Annotated in this window: 14 protein-coding genes; 7 read left to right on the top strand and 7 right to left on the bottom strand. The window is 59.4% G+C overall.

Features of this window, described 5'->3' with window-relative positions:
- Nucleotides 1–44 precede the first annotated feature (44 nt).
- Together HWX34_RS15150 and HWX34_RS15145 are read left to right on the top strand one after the other, a co-directional pair.
- Complete coding sequence (locus tag HWX34_RS15150) at nt 45–1,448, top strand: PhoH family protein (protein WP_178973024.1); 1,404 nt, start codon at nt 45–47, stop codon at nt 1,446–1,448.
- A gap of 4 nt (nt 1,449–1,452) precedes the next feature.
- On the top strand, nt 1,453–2,286 hold the full coding sequence (locus HWX34_RS15145) for an alpha/beta hydrolase (RefSeq protein ID WP_178973023.1): 834 nt from the start codon (nt 1,453–1,455) through the stop codon (nt 2,284–2,286).
- A 67-nt stretch (nt 2,287–2,353) separates the two neighbouring features.
- Here the strand turns inward: HWX34_RS15145 and HWX34_RS15140 are convergent, their stop codons facing one another.
- Genes HWX34_RS15140 through HWX34_RS15125 form a run of 4 tightly spaced genes read right to left on the bottom strand, consistent with a single transcriptional unit; the run spans nt 2,354 to nt 7,344 of the window.
- Nucleotides 2,354–2,905, bottom strand: coding sequence for a cob(I)yrinic acid a,c-diamide adenosyltransferase (locus HWX34_RS15140; protein ID WP_178973022.1), 552 nt, complete (start codon nt 2,903–2,905; stop codon nt 2,354–2,356).
- Nucleotides 2,905–5,367 carry a hypothetical protein gene (locus tag HWX34_RS15135; protein WP_178973021.1) on the bottom strand — a complete coding sequence of 821 codons (2,463 nt, stop codon included), beginning with the start codon at nt 5,365–5,367 and terminating at the stop codon, nt 2,905–2,907. The genes HWX34_RS15140 and HWX34_RS15135 overlap by 1 nt, the downstream gene beginning before the upstream one ends.
- Before the next feature lie 2 nt (nt 5,368–5,369).
- Nucleotides 5,370–5,792, bottom strand: coding sequence for a DNA polymerase III subunit chi (locus tag HWX34_RS15130; RefSeq protein WP_178973020.1), 423 nt, complete (start codon nt 5,790–5,792; stop codon nt 5,370–5,372).
- Complete coding sequence (locus tag HWX34_RS15125; RefSeq protein WP_178973019.1) at nt 5,779–7,344, bottom strand: leucyl aminopeptidase; 1,566 nt, start codon at nt 7,342–7,344, stop codon at nt 5,779–5,781. The genes HWX34_RS15130 and HWX34_RS15125 overlap by 14 nt, the downstream gene beginning before the upstream one ends.
- 202 nt (nt 7,345–7,546) lie before the next feature.
- On the opposite strand from HWX34_RS15125, the gene lptF reads away from it, so the two are divergent.
- From lptF to HWX34_RS15105, 4 genes are all read left to right on the top strand, one after another.
- On the top strand, nt 7,547–8,647 hold the full coding sequence (lptF, locus tag HWX34_RS15120; protein ID WP_178973018.1) for an LPS export ABC transporter permease LptF: 1,101 nt from the start codon (nt 7,547–7,549) through the stop codon (nt 8,645–8,647).
- A 6-nt stretch (nt 8,648–8,653) separates the two neighbouring features.
- On the top strand, nt 8,654–9,730 hold the full coding sequence (lptG, locus tag HWX34_RS15115; RefSeq protein ID WP_178973017.1) for an LPS export ABC transporter permease LptG: 1,077 nt from the start codon (nt 8,654–8,656) through the stop codon (nt 9,728–9,730).
- Between the two features lies 1 nt (nt 9,731).
- Nucleotides 9,732–12,302, top strand: a complete 2,571-nt coding sequence (locus HWX34_RS15110) for a [protein-PII] uridylyltransferase (protein WP_178973016.1) — start codon at nt 9,732–9,734, stop codon at nt 12,300–12,302.
- Nucleotides 12,303–12,392: 90 nt separating this feature from the next.
- Nucleotides 12,393–12,848 carry a MaoC family dehydratase gene (locus HWX34_RS15105; RefSeq protein WP_178973015.1) on the top strand — a complete coding sequence of 152 codons (456 nt, stop codon included), beginning with the start codon at nt 12,393–12,395 and terminating at the stop codon, nt 12,846–12,848.
- A 198-nt stretch (nt 12,849–13,046) separates the two neighbouring features.
- On the opposite strand, the gene HWX34_RS15100 is transcribed toward HWX34_RS15105, so the two are convergent.
- The 3 genes from HWX34_RS15100 to HWX34_RS15090 form a co-directional block, all read right to left on the bottom strand.
- Entirely contained in the window at nt 13,047–14,654 is a 1,608-nt protein-coding gene (locus HWX34_RS15100) for a PAS domain-containing methyl-accepting chemotaxis protein (RefSeq protein WP_178973014.1), read from the bottom strand.
- 174 nt (nt 14,655–14,828) lie between these two features.
- Nucleotides 14,829–15,779, bottom strand: coding sequence for a GMP reductase (locus HWX34_RS15095; RefSeq protein WP_178973013.1), 951 nt, complete (start codon nt 15,777–15,779; stop codon nt 14,829–14,831).
- A gap of 183 nt (nt 15,780–15,962) precedes the next feature.
- On the bottom strand, nt 15,963–16,613 hold the full coding sequence (locus tag HWX34_RS15090) for a ParA family protein (RefSeq protein WP_178973012.1): 651 nt from the start codon (nt 16,611–16,613) through the stop codon (nt 15,963–15,965).
- A 103-nt stretch (nt 16,614–16,716) separates the two neighbouring features.
- Here HWX34_RS15090 and HWX34_RS15085 point away from each other — a divergent pair, with 103 nt between their 5' ends.
- Nucleotides 16,717–17,376, top strand: coding sequence for an HAD family phosphatase (locus HWX34_RS15085; RefSeq protein WP_178973011.1), 660 nt, complete (start codon nt 16,717–16,719; stop codon nt 17,374–17,376).
- The last annotated feature ends 21 nt before the right edge of the window (nt 17,377–17,397 follow it).

The following is a 17,397-nucleotide window of genomic DNA, read 5'->3' as shown; positions in this document are numbered from 1 at the left end:
GTCCCGGTCTGCCGACCGGGTTCTGCATCGCCAAGGGGTCCATCATGGTAAGCCGTAAGAAAAGCAAAACCACCAAGCTGTTCGTTCTGGACACCAATGTATTGCTGCACGACCCTACCAGTTTGTACCGCTTCGAAGAGCATGATGTTTTCATCCCCATCATCACGCTGGAAGAGCTGGACGCCCACAAGAGCGGCATGTCGGAAGTGGCACGCAATGCCCGCCAGACCAGCCGCTTTCTGGACGATATTGTCAGCGGTTGTGAAAACAAGATCGAAGCCGGCATCACGCTGAAAAATGCCAGTCGAGATGCTGCCACCGGCAAGCTGATCCTGCAGACCCAGGCCATTCACAGCGTGCTGCCCGCCTCCCTGCCTGTTGGCAAGGCCGACAACCAGATCCTCGGCATCGTGATGGCCCTTAAAGAGCTCTACCCCGAGCGCTCGGTCATCCTGGTATCCAAGGACATCAATATGCGCATCAAGGCCCGTGCGCTGGGCCTGGATGCCGAAGACTACTTCAACGACAAGGTGCTGCAGGATTCCGACCTGCTGTATACCGGCACCCGCGAAATTGACGAAACCTTCTGGGAGCGCAATGGCAAGGACATGAAGTCCTGGCAGGAACAAGGCCGCAGCTTTTACCAGGTAAAAGGCCAGGACGTTCCCAATCTGCACATCAACCAGATGCTGTGGCAGGAGGGCCCGCAGCCTTTGCAGGCACGTGTGGTGAAGGTGGAAGGCAAAACGGCGGTCATCCAGACCCTGAAGGATTACAGCCACCACAAAAACAATGTGTGGGGCATTACCGCCCGCAACCGCGAACAGAACTTCGCGCTGAACCTGCTGATGGACCCCGAGGTGGACTTCATCACCCTGCTGGGTCAGGCGGGTACCGGCAAAACCCTGCTCACCCTGGCCGCCGGTCTCGCCATGACGCTGGAGCAAAAGCTGTACTCGGAAATCATCATGACCCGCGTCACCGTGCCGGTAGGTGAAGACATCGGCTTTTTGCCGGGCACGGAAGAGGAAAAAATGGCCCCGTGGATGGGTGCGCTGGAAGACAACCTGGACGTGCTGAACAAGAGCGATGACGATGGCGGTGACTGGGGCCGTGCCGCCACCCGCGACCTGGTGCGCTCGCGCATCAAGGTCAAGTCGCTCAACTTCATGCGTGGCCGTACCTTCCTCAACAAGTACCTGATCATCGACGAGGCGCAAAACCTGACGCCCAAGCAGATGAAGACACTGATCACTCGTGCAGGCCCGGGAACCAAGGTAGTCTGTCTGGGCAATATTTCGCAAATCGACACGCCCTACCTGACAGAAGGCAGTTCCGGCCTCACCTACGTGGTGGACCGCTTCAAGGGTTGGGAACATTCCGGCCATATCACCCTGCAACGCGGGGAACGTTCACGACTGGCAGACCATGCCGGAGAGGTACTCTGATTCAATGCAACCACGCCTCGAACTGATTCATGAGGCAGCAACAGGGACGGCGCGCCACGCGCCGCCCCTTTTGTTTGTCCACGGCGCATTCTGTGCCGCATGGTGTTGGCAGGAAACCTTCCTGCCATGGTTTGCCCGTCTGGGCTATGACTGCTGGGCACTCAGCCTGGAAGGACATGGTGACAGCGACGGGCGGCAGTATCTGGCCGCCATCAGCATAGACGACTATGTGCGCAATCTGGGCTCGGCCATCAAGCGCATCAAGCGTACGCCCATCGTGATCGGGCATTCAATGGGCGGCTTCGTGCTGCAGCAATACCTGATCCGTCATCGCCTGCCGGCTGCTGCTTTTCTGGCATCGGTCCCGCCGACCGGTCTGGCCAGCTCCAGCCTGCGTCTTTTGACCCAGGCACCCGGTTTGCTGCTGAACCTGAACCTGTACCAGCAAGGCAGCTACAACCCGGCCCAAAGCGAATTGCGCGACCTGCTACTCTCCGCCGATGCGCCGGACAGCACGACCAACCTGCTGGTACAGCGCTGTCAACTGGAAAGCCAGCGAGCGGTGATGGACATGACCCTGGTCAACCCCTTGGGGATAGCGGCTATCCCGCCGTTGCCCTCCCTGGTGCTGGGCGCGGCAGAAGACATGCTGATTTCCCCTCAGGATGTCGTTGCCACCGCCGAACGGCTGGATGTGAATGCGGAAATCCTGCCGCACATGGGACACATGATGATGCTGGACACCCGCTGGGAGCGCACGGCAGAGCGTTTGCAGCAATGGCTGGAGGACTTGCCTGCCGAAGTGCTTGCCAGCACAGACAGTCACGTCGCCGCCTGAACAGGTTCAAAAAAGCCGCTGAAATCCAGCGGCTTATTTAATTGGCGATACTCGTCAGTGTTGATGATCAACCATGTCGCTTGGGCTGCCACAGCACATCGGACTGACCCAGCGCCTTGTTGAGGTGCCGTGCCAGAATGAACAGAGCATCAGACAAGCGATTCAGGTATTGGCGTGCCGACTGCGAAATTTCGCCTTCCCGCGCAGCCGCCACCACGGCGCGCTCGGCCCGCCGACAGACAGAACGCGCCTGATGGGCAAGACCTGCCGGTCGCGAACCACCGGGCAGGATGAACTCCTTGAGCATGGGCAGGTCCGCATTCATCTGCGCCACCCACTCCTCCAGCATGGCCACATGCTCCGGCTTGAGCGCCGCATAGCCCGGCACCGCCAGTTCCGAACCCAGATCAAACAGATCATGCTGCACGGTCGACAGCCGCGCCACCACATCGGCTGGCAGGCTTTCGGCCAGCAAGACACCCAATACCGAATTCAGTTCATCCACATCACCCAGCGCTTGCACTCGCAAGCTGTCCTTGGCTACGCGGCTACCATCACCAAGGCCGGTACTGCCGTCATCCCCGGTACGGGTGACAATACGTGAAAGCCGATGTCCCATCAGTCCTGCTCCTTATCCTGTGCCGCCTTGCCCTGCTGTTCACGCCCGAGAGCCAGAATGGCTTGGCGCAGGCTTTCTTTCAGGGTTTCACCAAACAACATGTCGTAGTCTTCCTTCAATTGCTGCATCACGCCGGACAGCATGTTCTTGGCTTGCAATTCCAATGCATCTTGCAGCCAAAGTGACAGCTCCACCTTCATGCGCGGCAGCAGTTTCTCATACATGGCATCCACCAGGGCACGCTCATCCACCACGGCCACGGTTTCTTCCTTGCGAGCCGCCGGGTTCATCAGCGCAGCCGCTGCCGCAGCAGTGGTCACCGCGGCGACGCTCAATACCTCTACCGACTTGCCGGTTTCCGGCGCTACACCGCTGCCAGCAACTGCCGTCTGTGGCATGGCAGCAGCAAAACTGGCCCCGGTCAGTGTTTCCAGCGTGGCAGGCGGCACTGGCTCCGAACGGCTGTCCGCTTCGACTGGCGTGGCTGGGACTAAGGGCTCGGCCAAGGCCTGATCAGCCGGTTCGGTCTCCGTTAACACGGGTAGTTCCAGCTCGGCCTCCGGTGCTGCGGTGGCGGGTAATGCCTCCACACTGGCCGGCTGCGGCAGGACTTGGCGCTCGCTGGCAAAGGGCGACTCGGCAAACAGGCCTGGTACCGGAGTGCTGACGCCAGCAGCCGGAGGCGTGACCTCCGGTGCTTGGGCAGACTGCAGCTGGCTGGCCGCCGGGGGTGGCAAGTCAGCCTCCTCGTTCAGTACTGGCAATACTGGCGATGACGTCACTGGCGCGCTGACTGCTACAGGCTGCAAGGCATCAGCCTCATTCGGCAAGCAAAGCTCGGTTTCACTCTCGCGATCGACATCACCCAAACCCGGCCAGCTTTCTTCCTCATCCAGTACTGGAAGGTCCTGCGTCGGCACTACCGGGGCAGCCCGCTCGGACTGTGCATCACGCTCGGGTTCGGGCGGTGATGCAGAGTCAGGCTCATCTGACAAGAGCAACTCGGTTTCACTGTCGCGATCAACATCGCCCAAACCCGGCCAGCTTTCCTCCTCATCGAGTACCGGTAGATGCTGGGCTGTCACTTCCGGCGATTGAACCGCTGCGGCCACCGGGGCGAGGTTGTCCAGACTGTCATCCTGCAGCAAGGCTGAAGCAGCATGGATATCGGCCTCGTCCTGCAAACCGGCGCTGAGATCGTGGGCCATGGAATCATCGCCCAGCCCCGGCCAATCCTGGTCGATCAACGTGGCAGGCTGCCGGGTGGGCAAGGTTGCCATGGCTTCCAGCAGTTCCGCTTCGCTCAGGGAGGTAAACGACTTTGGTTCAGGCATCGCTTCGGCCTGCGCAGGCGGGGTCAGGGCATCCTGCTGAGCCAGGGTCTGCTCTGCTGCGCGCAATACCTCATCCAGCGATGTGGGAGCAGCATCCACCAGTGCCTGCGCCCGGGCCAGCAACTCGCTGGTTGAGGGGGTTTCCTCCTCCAGCCGCCCGATACCGCCACCCAGTACGCCAGCGGGCAGGCTATCCAGGGAAATGGATAGACCGGCAGGCAAGGCCGGGGGCTGATCCACAGACACCGGCGGCTGCGCATCAACAGCCTGCACATGCGGTGCTGCTTCTGCTGGGGCTGCTGGCTGGCTGGGTGCAGTGGCAAAGTCAGGCGGAGCGGCCACAACCGGGGCCGCTTGTTCCGCCATGCTGTTCCAGTCGATATCCAGGTCGTCTGACAGATCGGGAATCTGCAGCTCTTCCTCGACCTTGGGCAGTGCCTGGACAGACACCGCCTCGGTCGCGCTCACGGCAGATGGAGTTGGTGTGGCTACTGGCTGGACAGGCAGATTCTCATCCAGCGCATCAGTCAGTGCGGGAATTTCCAGTTCGTCCTCCACCACAGGCAGCGTCTGATCGGCGACAGCCTCAGGTGAGTGATGGACTGATGGCGCTGGTGACACTGTTGGCGGCGCAGGGGAAATCTCAGCCAGCGCATCGGGCAGGTCAGCAAGAGATGTCGGTATGGCTTCATCCAGCACAAACTCAAAGCCATCCACTGCCATCAAGGGCGCTTCCGGCCTGGGGGATGCTTGAACGCCAGGCGGAATAGCCAAAGAAAGCGGGTCAGTGCCATGCAATACCTGCCCCAGCTCCAGCTCGTCTGCCGCTTCGTTCAGGTCCAGCGAAGGCAGGCCGGACAGATCCAGCGCCGGGCTGTCACTGACAGGCGGCGCTGCGACTTCCAGGTCCTCCAGTGTCAGCTCGGGAATGTCCAGTTCCGCCACACCTTCTGCCGGGGAAGGCAGGGCACTGTGTGCAGCATCCATTTCGCTGGAGAAATCAAAATCCGGCACATCCAGCACTTCCTCCGCCAGGACGGGAATGGCGGATTCATCCACCACTTCGTCCAGCACAGGCAGGTCCAGCTCGTCCCAGGAGGGCAGATCAGGCGTTGGCGACTGGTTCATGGTCACTTGTGGCTCATGTCGTGATGTTGAATTTCGTAACCCAGAGCGCGATAGGCCTTGAAGCGGTGACGCGCAGTAGCCAGCGCTTGCTCATCGGTACCGACAATTTCCAGGATACGGGAAAACTGCGCTGGCTCGACCGGTAATTCCGGCCCCAGGTTCAACAATACCGGGTGCTGCAAGTCTGCCGGCAAACTGGCCGTCAGCCAGATCGGCGTTTCGGCCGCTTCGGGGGCATCCAGCCGGCAGTGCGCAATGAACTGGGTATCCCCTATGCACCATAGCCGGTTACTGAATGTTTCCAGCGCCCGCTCGTCTTCCAGCCAGACCAGCAGGCGCTCTCGCTTGCGAAATACCGTTGCGGCCAGCTTGCAGGCAAACTCCTGCGGCTGGGCCACATTGGTATAAAAATCAATCCGCGTCATCTTCTACGATTTCAGGCGATTCACGACGTGGGCGGCCGCGGCGCACGACATTACCAAGCGCGATATCGGCACGGTCTTGCAGGAATTGCACCAACAGCGGCACCGGCCGGCCAGTCGCGCCTTTGTCCTTGCCACTCTTCCAGGCGGTGCCGGCGATATCCAGATGGGCCCAGTCGTAAGCCTTGGCAAAGCGCGACAGGAAGCAAGCGGCGGTAATACTGCCACCAGGACGCCCGCCGATATTGGCCATGTCGGCAAACGGGCTCTTGAGCTGTTCCTGGTATTCATCCCACAAGGGCATGTGCCAGGCGCGGTCGGCCACTTCCTCACCAGCCGCCAGCAGTTCGCGTGCCAGGCTGTCCTGATTGCTGTACAGACCAGTGGCGATATGCCCCAGCGCGATGACGCAGGCCCCGGTCAGGGTGGCCACATCAATCACGGTTTCCGGATTGAAGCGCTCGGCAAAGGTCAGCGCGTCACACAGGATCAGGCGGCCTTCTGCGTCGGTATTCAGCACTTCGATGGTCTGGCCGGACAGGCTGGTGATGATGTCACCGGGCTTGACGGCATTGCCGGCCGGCATGTTTTCGCAAGCCGGAACAATAGTTACCAGATTGATCGGCAGCTTCATTTCCACCGCCGCGCGGAAAGCACCCAGCACCGAGGCTGCACCGCACATATCGTATTTCATCTCGTCCATGCCTTCGCCGGGCTTGAGAGAGATACCGCCGGAGTCAAAGGTAATGCCCTTGCCCACCAGCGCCAGCGGGCGGTCATTCTTGTCCTTGGCTCCCTGGTATTGCAGCACGATGAGCTTGGGTTCCACCACGCTGCCACGGGCAACCGACAGGAAGGAATGCAGGCCCAGCGCTTCCAGCTGGCTTTGGCCGTAGACTTCCACCTGGGTGCCGAATTCGGCGGCAATGCGCTCGGCTTCTTCTGCCAGGTAAGTCGGGGTGCAGACATTGGGCGGCAGGTTGCCCAGGTCCTTGGCCAGTTTCATGCCATTGCCAATGGCCAGCCCGCGCAGCAAGCCTTTTTCGCCATCCGCCAGGTCACTGCGGCGCGGCACGGCCAGCGTGAGTTTGCGCGGCTCGCGCGCTCCGTCATCCTGTTTGCTCTTGAAGCGGTCGAAGCGGTACAGCACATCCAGCGTCACCACGGTGGCTTGCTCGATCATCCATTCCACATCGTGTTTCTTCACGGTCAGTTCGGTGAGGTAGCTCACCGCTTCGGTGGCGGAGGTTTGTGTCAGGCTGCGCACCGAGCTGCGCACGGCTTCGCGGTATTCCTTGGCGCGGAAGTCGCGCTCCTTGCCCAGCCCCACCAGCATCACACGGTCGCACAGGGTGTGCGGCACGGAGTGCAGGATCAGCGTGCTGCCCAGCTTGCCTTCCATGTCACCGCGACGAATGACGTCGCTGATGAAACCGTTGGAGATGCGATCAAGCAAGTCGGCAGCAAAGGTGAGCTTGCGCGATTCATAGACGCCCACGATCACGCAGGCAACGCGCTGCTTTTCCGGGCTGCCGCTTTTTATGTTAAATTCCATCTTGTACTCCCATGAAATGCGAGTGTCAGTTGCTCCACTTCCTGCAGGCTGCCAGCGATGTCTGGCTTACCTAAAGGCCCTGCCTGTAGCAGGCAAAGACAGAAGCTGCGTCCATCCCGAAATTTGCCGAAACCGGCGTTTCAGAGTTATCAAATCAAATTATCACTACGCTAGTCATAAAAAGTCAAAAAGGCACTGATAAATGGTTTTTCGTAAAAGCCTGACCCGAGAATTGACTTTTACCGCCCTGGGCGTGTTTATCGTCCTGTTGGCCATCATTCTCTCTACCCAGGCCATCAACCTGCTTGGCCGTGCGGCCGAGGGGCAAATCGCCAACGAAGCCGTCACTGCGCTGATCGGCTTCTGGGCGCTGGGTCTGTTCCCCTTGCTGATGATTCTTACCGTTTTCGTCACCGTACTGGTGGTGATGACCCGCATCTGGCGCGACCATGAAATGGCCGTCTGGCTGTCGTCCGGCCTGTCCTTGCGTGACTGGGTGTGGCCGGTGATGCGTTTTACCATTCCGCTGGCCTTACTGGTGGGTATTGTGTCGCTGTTCATCGCGCCCTGGGCCGAAGAGCGCAGCCAGGTGTATGCGGAAATCCTCAAGCGCCGGGAAGAAATCAGCGCCATTGCGCCTGGTGTGTTCAAGGAAACCGGCTCGGGCAGCAAGGTGTATTTCATTGAAAGCTATGGCGGCGACCATGGCGCAGCCACGCGCATCTTCATGCAGGATTTGAGCGAGGGCAAGGTTTCCAGCATTTTCGCCAAACGCGGCTACATTACGGCAAATGAGGACAACGAACGCGTGCTGGTCCTGGAAGATGGCCGCCGCTACGTGGGTGAGCCGGGCAAGTCCGACTACGAAGTCGGCAGTTTTCAGCGTTACAGCGTGCTGATTGGCACCAACCAGAAACTGGCCGCCCCGCCGAACAACCGTCAGGCGCAAAGCACCGGCAGCCTGATTGGCAGCAGCGACCCGGCCTTGCGCTCGGAACTGGTATGGCGCCTGTCCATGCCGCTGAGCTGTCTGGTGCTGGCCTTGCTGGCCATTCCGCTTTCCTACTACAACCCGCGCAGCGGCCACGCCTACAATCTGGTGGTGGCCCTGCTGGCATTTTTCCTGTACCAGAACAGTCTGACGCTGGTACGTAACTGGATTACCCAGGGCAAGGTGGGCATGGCCAGCATTCTGGTGGTGCATGTCATCGTGCTGATCCTGGCTGTCCTGTTGCTCAAATACCGCGACCGTCCGGCCAATACCGTGCGCCAGACCCTGAAATACTTCCTGAACAAGCCTTGAAGCCAGATGAAACTGATTTATCGCTACATCATCAGCGCACTGACCCAGTCCACGCTGTTTACCCTGGCAGCCCTGCTGGGTCTGTATGGCTTCTTCGACATCATTCACGAAGTGCCCGACCTGAACCATGGCAACTACACCATCGGCAAGATGCTGGGCTATATCGCGTTGCAAGCACCTGGCCACGCCTACGAACTGATGCCGCTGGCCGTGCTGATTGGCGGCATGGTGGCCATGACACAACTGGCCAGCTCCAGTGAATACACCGTCATCCGCACGTGCGGCATCACACTGGGGCAGATTGCCCGCACACTGCTGCTGTTCGGGCTGGGCTTTGCCGTTCTCACCACCGCGCTGGGCGAGTTCATCAGCCCCTACGCGCTGCAACAGGCCGAACGCATGAAACTGTCGGCGATGCGCTCGATGGTGGCGCAGGAATTCCGCTCCGGCATCTGGGTGAAGGACAATAACAACTTCATTAATGTGCACGAAATGCTGCCCGACACTACCTTGCTGGGCGTGCGCATTTATACCTACGACGACAACTACCAGCTGGTCACCACCCGCTATGCCGAACGCGGCAGCTACCAGCGCGCTGCCCATGTCTGGCAGCTGAGCAATGTGGTGGAAACCCATTTGTATCCCGACCACGTGGAAAGCAAGACCGTGCCGCTGGCGCAGTGGACCTCCATCATCGAGCCGGACATCCTGAACGTGCTGCTGGTGGTGCCGGAACAGATGTCCGCACTCAACCTGATCAAGTACATCGAACACCTCAGCGCCAACAAACAACAGACCCAGCGTTATGACATTGCCTTGTGGAGCAAGCTGTTCTACCCGCTGGCTTGTGTTTCGATGGCACTGGTAGCGATGGCTTTCACCCCGCAACAACGCCGTCATGGCCAGCTGGGTGTACGTTTGTTTTCCGGCATTTGCCTGGGCGTGGGCTTTCACTTCATCAACCGTCTGTTCGGGCATCTGGGCTTGCTGTACAGCTGGAACCCGGTGATTTCCGCCACGGTGCCAACCTTGCTGTTTCTGTTTGCCGGCATCGCCATCATCCTGAAGCAGGAAAGACGCTGACATGGAACCTCTCTCCACCGAGCTGACCCAGGCACTGCGCAAGCAACTGTCCCAGGATCGCACTGCCCTGCTGCAGCAGTACCAGTCCCACCGCGACCCGCAACGCTATCTGAGCCAGCACAGCCAGCTGGTGGACCGTGTGCTGCAGCAGTTGTGGCAGCATGCCGGGTTGGCCGGACAGGCCAGCATGATTGCCGTCGGCGGCTATGGCCGCGGCCAGCTGTTTCCCAGTTCCGATATTGATGTGCTGGTATTGCTGCCCGCCGTCAGTCCGGAGGAATTGCCCGAGCAGGTAGCCGCTCTGATCGGCCACATGTGGGACATCGGCCTGGAGGTGGGGCACAGCGTGCGTACGGCGGACGAATGCCTGCAAGAAGCCGCCGCTGACATCACCATTGAAACCAATTTGCTGGAAAACCGCTTGATTGCCGGTGCGGCCGCACCCTATCAGCAGCTGATCCACCGCCTGGACTGCCAACGCGACCCGCTGGCCTTCTTCGAAGGCAAGACGCTGGAACAGCAGCAGCGCCACAACCGGCACTTTGGCGTCACCAACAATCTGGAACCCAATATCAAGGAAAGCCCGGGCGGCCTGCGCGACCTGCATACCATTTTGTGGATCAGCAAGGCCATTGGCCTTGGAGAAAACTGGAGCGACCTGGTGCAGCGCGGCATCCTGACTCAGGCGGAAGCGCGGCTGATACACCACAGTGACCGGCAATTGCAACGGCTGCGCATCGATCTGCACATCCTGGCACGCCGCCGGGAAGACCGGCTGATTTTCGACCTGCAACAGAGCATGGGCCTGGCCTTCGGCCTGCAGGACACTCCGGCCAAGCGCGCCAGCGAACAAGTGATGCAGCTGTATTTCCGCGCCGCCAAAACCGTCAGCCAGCTCAACGGCATTTTGCTGCCCAATCTGCGCGCCCGCCTGTATTCGCAAGTACCACGCATCACGCAGAACCTGAACGAACGCTTTTATTCGGTCAACGGCATGCTGGGCATTCGTCGTCCCGATGTATTCGAAAAAGAACCTTCAGCCATTCTGGAGGCCTTTCTCATGCTGCAACGCAATCCGGAACTCACCGGTTTTGCGCCGCGCATGCTGCGTGCCCTGTGGCATGCCCGTAGCCACATCAACGACCGTTTCCGCAAGAGCCCGGAAAACCGCCGTCTGTTCATGCAGATGCTGCGCGAACCCGGCCTCACCCGCTGCCTGCGCCGCATGAACCTGTACGGCGTGCTGGGGCGCTATTTGCCGGGCTTTGGCCGCATTGTCGGCCAGATGCAGCATGATCTGTTCCACGTGTATACCGTGGACGAACACATCCTGATGGTGGTGCGCAATCTGCGGCGCTTTGCCATCAGCGCCTTCAATCACGAATACCCCTTCCTGTCGCGACTGATCAATGATTTCGAACGGCCAGAAGTGCTGTACGTGGCCGGTCTGTTTCATGACATTGCCAAGGGCCGTGGCGGGGACCACTCCACGCTGGGCATGGTGGATGCGCGCGAGTTCTGCGAGCAGCACGAACTGTCGGCCGAGGATACTGAGCTGGTGGTATGGCTGGTAGGGCAGCATCTCACCATGTCCAGCATTGCGCAGAAGCAGGACATTTATGATCCGGACGTGATCCAGCGTTTTGCCGAACTGACGCAAACCCCGCGCCGCCTGGCGGCGCTATACCTGCTGTCGGTAGCCGACATTCGCGGCACCAGCCCCAAGGTGTGGAATGCCTGGAAGGCCAAGCTGCTGGAAGACCTGTATAACGCCACCCTGCGCGTGCTGCTGCGTGGCGGCGAGGTGGACCTGAATTCGGAACTGGAAGAACGCAAGACCCAGGCCCTCAGCCTGTTGCGCCTGTATGCCGTCCCGGCCGGGGTGGAACAAAAGCTGTGGTCGCAGCTGGACATGGTGTACTTCCTGCGTCACGAGGCCAAGGAAATTGCCTGGCATGCGCGCATCCTCAACCGTTTCGTCAATATCGAAACGCCCATGGTGCGCGCCCGCCTGTCGGATGATCACGAAGGCATCCAGGTGCTGGTCTACACGCCGGACAAGCCGGAACTGTTTGCCCGCACTTGTGCATTTTTTGGCCGCACCAACTACAGCATTGCCGATGCCAAGGTGTACACCACGCGTCACGGCTACGCGCTGGATACCTTCCATGTCTTCATCCCCGAGCATCACGACGGGGATTACCGAGACATGATCAACTTCATCGAATTCGAACTGGCCGAATGCCTGCGGCTGGAAACCCCGCCGCCGCCGCCAGCCAATGGCCGTATCAGCCGCCATCTGAAGCACTTCCCGATTGCGCCGCAGGTGTTGATTCGCCCGGACGACAAGGACAACTTCTACGTATTGTCCATTGTGGCTGGCGACCGGCCCGGCTTGCTGGCCCGCATTGCCAAGGTGCTGGCGGACTACCGGCTGAGCGTGCAGTCTGCCAAGATCATGACCCTGGGCAGCCGGGCAGAAGACTCCTTCCTGGTCAGCGGGCCCGGCTTGAAAGACGACAAGACGGTACTGGCACTGGAAAGCGAGCTGATTGCCGCCTTGCGTATCTGAGTCGGCAGCAGTCATCCGGCCCGGTATCTTCTTTGACCAGCACGGGACAAGCACGTATGCTGAGACATTAACTTACGTTAACGTCACATCATGCTCTACTTCGAAGACCTGACACCGGGCCGTGTGTTCGAAACGGCCAGCCATACGCTGAGCCAGGACGAAATCATCAGTTTTGCCCGCCAGTTCGACCCGCAACCGTTTCATACCGACCCGGAAGCCGCCAAAACCAGCGTGTTTGACGGCCTTGCTGCCTCCGGCTGGCACACCAGCAGTCTCACCATGCGACTGATTACCGCCAGCGAACTGAGAAACGTGGCCAACGGGCTGATTGGCATGGGTATCAAGGACATGCGCTGGCCACAGCCCACCCGCGCCGGTGACACCTTGCGCGCAACCATCGAAGTGCTGGCGCAAAAGCCCTCCAGCAGCAAGCCGGGCTTCGGCGTGGTGCAATTACGCTGGACCACATTGAACCAGCGCGACGAGATAGCCATGCAGCTGGAAACCTCTATCTGGGTTGCCCGCCGCAGTACTGCCGAGGCATGAAAAAAGCCTGCCCCGTCAGACGGCGGCAGGCTTCAGGCTGCTAACAACCTTATTTGATGCGACTGCACTGGACCCGGCAAAGCCGGGCCTGTCGACTAAGCTGCTGATTCCGCAGCCTGCCCATCTATTCCCAATCCCCCCTCCCTTGCCCTGCAAGGGGGCCTGCCCCATCAGACGGCGGCAGGGCACATCACATACTTAGTGCTTGTGCCACTTGCTGAAGTTATCGGTCAGCTGTGCCAGATCAACCGAGGTTTCCGCCAGATGACCGGCACTTTCGCCGATGGAGTGGGTGGTATTGAGGTCTTGTTCCGACAGGGCATTCAACTGTTCCAGCGCGGCAGCCATGACATTGATGGAATCGGACTTGCTGCCCATTTCCTGCGCCAGTTGCGCCGCCTGGCGGCTAGACTGCTCGGCCGCTTCAATCAGGCCCTGCAGATTGCCGGATGACAGGCGGATCTGGCCGTTTACCTCGCCCACCTCCTCCACCGTGGCATCCATGCTGCTGACTGCACTATGGGTAATCTTGCCGATTTCCTCGACGATGCCGCCAATCGAGTCGGTGGTATTGGTGGTACGCTCGGCAAGCTTGCGCACTTCGTCGGCCACCACGGCAAAGCCACGGCCCATTTCTCCGGCACGGGCAGCTTCAATGGCGGCGTTGAGCGCCAGCAGATTGGTTTGATCGGCAATTTCACGAATCAGCGCCGTCATGCTGCGAATCCGCGTCATGGCCTCGTCCAGCTCCACCATGGCATTGCGTGACTGCGATACCACCGAAACAGCCCGCTCAGCGGCTGTGGTAGCGGCATCCATGGTCTGTCGCCCCTCACGTGCCACGCGCTGGGTATGCTGCGAATCCTGCTGGTTATGTTCCGCCAGCTGCACCACATCCTGAATGGCCACGCTGAGCGACTCCATATTGTGACTGATCTGGTTCAACCCTGCCCGTTGCTCCACCGAACGGGAAGCCAGCGCCTGCATGTCATCCAGCAAGCCATGCGCCTGCTGTTTGGTGTATTGGCTGGCACGCATCACATCGGCAATGGTGGCGCGATAGTGAATACGCAATGCCTCCATCGACAGCAGCACTTTGCCCGCCAGGCCACCTTCACGCACCTCGACAGCATGATCCAGCCGACCTTCCTGCAAATCCTGAAAGCGGTGGTCCAGCACACCAAGGACCGCACGCAGGCGCACCCAGGCCCATACGCCAGCCCCCAGGGACAGCAAGCAGCCGGCAATACCCATCATTTCGCGCACTGCACGCAATGAATCTGGCAGAAAAAAGGACACCATGGCCAGCAGCAAACCCGCCAGCAAGAAAATAGGGGCCAGCTTGAACACATCCGGCTGGCGCGCATAGCCCTGCAAGGTGGAAGGTAGAGCAGCCCGCTTGTCCTGCACCTGACGATACAGGGCAGCCGCGGCATCAACATCCTGTCGGCTGGGGCGGGAGCGCACCGACATATAACCCACAATACGGCCATGTTCGGTAATGGGTGTGACAAAAGCCTCCACCCAGTAGAAGTCACCATTCTTGGCCCGGTTTTTCACAATGCCACGCCATGGCTTGCCGGCCTTGACCGTGTCCCACAAATCGGCAAATGCCGAGGGCGGCATGTCCGGGTGGCGCACGATATTGTGGTTTTTACCCAGCAGCTCGTCCTCGGTAAAACCGCTGATGTCGATGAAGGCACGGTTGGCGTAGGTGATGCTGCCTTTTACATCGGTCTTGGTGACGATGGGATTGACAGGATCGACCATCAGTTCGTTGGTAGTAACCGGCAGATTGATCTTCATTTGATGAGCGTTCTTTTGATAGTTTTAATTATTTGTAAGATTCTGTTGAATCCGTCTATTCTAACAACAAAGCCACTCTTCAGAATATGCAAGCCACCACTATTTACCAATCCATTTGCACATGAAAAAGCCCGCCATTGGCGGGCTATGGAATAACACCACTTGTCGGGCTTATCAGCGATAGACCTGAATCATTTCCACGTCACGCAAGGTTGACAGATCGCGGCCGCCGGCATAGCTGACCGACGACTGCAAATCTTCTTTCAGTTCTCGCAGCAGTTTGCCGATGCTGCCCTTGTACTCCACCAGAATCTTCTTGCCTTCGACATTGACATAAGCACCCTTGTTGAACTGCGAAGCACTGCCAAAGTATTCCTTGTAATGCTTGCCGTTGATTTCAACAATTTCCCCGGCCGATTCGTCATAACCGGCAAACAGCGAGCCGGCCATGATCATGCTGGCTCCACAAGCCAGGGCCTTGGCCATGTCGCCATGCTCCACAATCCCGCCATCGGCAATCACCGGCACGCTGACGGCGGCGGCGCAGTCACGCACGGTAGAAACCATCGGGCGGTGAAAACCGGTTTTGTTCTTGGTGATGCAGACCCGGCCACCGGCAATGCCCGCCTTGATGGCATCACAGCCCCAGCTTTCCAGGTCGCGCGCGGCATCCGCCGTGGCAATATTGCCGCCAATCAGGAAGCTGCCCGGGAAGGTGTCCTTGATATGCTTGATCATGCGCTCGGCCTTGACGCACCAGGCATTGGCCACGTCCAGGGTGATGTATTCGGGGGTGAGGCCAGCGGCTTTCAGTTCTGCCAGCTGTTGCAGGGTGTCTTCGTTGACACCGGCGCTGATGGAGGCAAACAGGCCCTTCTCCTGCATGGCCGCGGTAAAGCGGCAAGCATCCACATTGAAGCGATGCATGGTGTAGAACCAGCCCAAGCGGGCAAAAGCCTCGCAGGTTTCTTCGTCTACCACCGATTTCATGTTGGAGGGGTAGATGGGCATATCAAAACGGCGCGGCCCGAATTGAACCGAGGTATCGCATTCCTTGCGGCTGTCGACAATGGTTTTTCTCGGAACGAGGTACACGTCGCCATAGTTCAGTTCGGTATTCATCATGCAAGTATTCCCTTCAGGCGGTAGACGATAAAAATGCAGGGGCCCCAATAAAAAGCGGGAGCCACATGGGCTCCCGCTTACGGATTCTCCTGCGCCGCCGTTCCGTTGGCTCGCACGCAATTACCAGCTGACTCTACGCTGCAAATATCTTCACGTCAAGATATAAATGCTTCACGTGAAGATTTATTTATCAAACCAGCACGATTCATCCTGCTCGCCCAGCCAGCTCAGAATGGGCTGCCAGGCTTCACGGTCTTTCTTGGTACGCGACTCAGGCAGGTCGAACAAGGTCATGCCCGAAGCTGCCGCCTGAACGTACAACTGGGTGTCCCGCAGCCAGCTGAGCACCGGCACATCATGTTCGGCCAGAAACCGTTCCAGCTCTTTTGCCGAACGGGTGCGCGGGTCCACCCGCATACCCACCACGGCCATGAACACCTTGTTCTTGCGTATCGCTTTTTCCGCCAGCAGTTGTTCGAAAAACTCGCCACTGGCCCACATATCGAAGGGGGAAGGCTGAATCGGAATCAGGATGCGTTCGACGCGTGACACCAGCGCCGCCATTTTCTTGCCATGCAGACCGGCTCCGCTATCCAGAATCACCACCTCGGTGCCCTTGGGCGGCTTGGCCGGGGCGCCGGCTGCCACTTCCCACCCCTGAATGCGCGGCAGGCTGTCAGCGCGTTGCTGCAACCAGCGCAAGGAAGATTGCTGACGATCCACGTCGCCCAGCATGACATTGCGGCCGGAACTGGCAAAGTAACCTGCCAGATTGGTGGCTAGAGTCGACTTGCCACTCCCGCCCTTGGGATTCGCTACCAGCACAGACTGCACACAGACCCCCGATTGCTTGGTGATGAACCACTATACCAGAGTCATGACCCTTGCAGGCAGCCGCCTGCCGCATTAGGCTGACACGCCGGAGGAAAGCAAACTAATGAAACCAAGCATGCAAGCTGTCCTGTTCGACATGGACGGGCTGATGATAGATACCGAAAGCATCAGCGGCCAATCCTGGCTGCGCGCCGCAGAAGAAGTGGGCGTGGAGATTCCCGAAGCGGTGATCCTGGGCATGGTGGGCCTGTCGGTCACCAAAAGCCTGGACTATGTGGCCGCACACTTTCAGGACCGTTCTCTGGCGGAAACACTCAGCCAACACTGCCGCCACCATTACCGCGAACTGCTGACCCATGGCGAGCTGAAGCTCAAGAACGGCATTATCGAGGTGCTGGACTGGGTAGAAGCAAGTGCCCTGCCCCGCGCCGTGGCCACCTCCACCCAGCGCCAGATGTGTGACCTTAAACTGCGTCGCAGCGGCCTTGGCCCTTATTTCCACCACACCGTCGCCGGCGATGAAGTGGCCAATACCAAGCCTGCCCCTGATGTGTATCTGGCTGCCGCCGCGCGCTTGCAGGTTGATCCACAACACTGCGTGGTACTGGAAGACTCGCTGACCGGCATGCAGGCAGGGCTGGCTGCCGGCATGCGGGTGATTCTGGTGCCCGATATGGTAAAACCGCAAGCACACCAAACCACAGGTGCACTGGCGGTATGTGACGACTTGCACCAGGCGCTGGAGCTGCTCAAGACGCTGTAAGCGCCGGCCATCCCGAAAAGA

It is taken from the genome of Aquitalea sp. LB_tupeE, from assembly GCF_013391415.1.
Classification (GTDB): Bacteria; Pseudomonadota; Gammaproteobacteria; order Burkholderiales; family Chromobacteriaceae; genus Aquitalea.
Note: the sequence above shows the minus strand (reverse complement) of the source record. Positions and strands in the feature narration are given on the sequence as shown.

Excerpts from the sequence above, each read along its gene's own strand:
- HWX34_RS15150 (WP_178973024.1), top strand. The coding sequence starts at position 45 with ATGGTAAGCCGTAAGAAAAGCAAAACCACCAAGCTGTTCGTTCTGGAC.
- HWX34_RS15145 (WP_178973023.1), top strand. The coding sequence starts at position 1,453 with ATGCAACCACGCCTCGAACTGATTCATGAGGCAGCAACAGGGACGGCG.
- HWX34_RS15140 (WP_178973022.1), bottom strand. The coding sequence starts at position 2,905 with ATGGGACATCGGCTTTCACGTATTGTCACCCGTACCGGGGATGACGGC.
- HWX34_RS15135 (WP_178973021.1), bottom strand. The coding sequence starts at position 5,367 with ATGAACCAGTCGCCAACGCCTGATCTGCCCTCCTGGGACGAGCTGGAC.
- HWX34_RS15130 (WP_178973020.1), bottom strand. The coding sequence starts at position 5,792 with ATGACGCGGATTGATTTTTATACCAATGTGGCCCAGCCGCAGGAGTTT.
- HWX34_RS15125 (WP_178973019.1), bottom strand. The coding sequence starts at position 7,344 with ATGGAATTTAACATAAAAAGCGGCAGCCCGGAAAAGCAGCGCGTTGCC.
- lptF (WP_178973018.1), top strand. The coding sequence starts at position 7,547 with ATGGTTTTTCGTAAAAGCCTGACCCGAGAATTGACTTTTACCGCCCTG.
- lptG (WP_178973017.1), top strand. The coding sequence starts at position 8,654 with ATGAAACTGATTTATCGCTACATCATCAGCGCACTGACCCAGTCCACG.
- HWX34_RS15110 (WP_178973016.1), top strand. The coding sequence starts at position 9,732 with ATGGAACCTCTCTCCACCGAGCTGACCCAGGCACTGCGCAAGCAACTG.
- HWX34_RS15105 (WP_178973015.1), top strand. The coding sequence starts at position 12,393 with ATGCTCTACTTCGAAGACCTGACACCGGGCCGTGTGTTCGAAACGGCC.
- HWX34_RS15100 (WP_178973014.1), bottom strand. The coding sequence starts at position 14,654 with ATGAAGATCAATCTGCCGGTTACTACCAACGAACTGATGGTCGATCCT.
- HWX34_RS15095 (WP_178973013.1), bottom strand. The coding sequence starts at position 15,779 with ATGATGAATACCGAACTGAACTATGGCGACGTGTACCTCGTTCCGAGA.
- HWX34_RS15085 (WP_178973011.1), top strand. The coding sequence starts at position 16,717 with ATGAAACCAAGCATGCAAGCTGTCCTGTTCGACATGGACGGGCTGATG.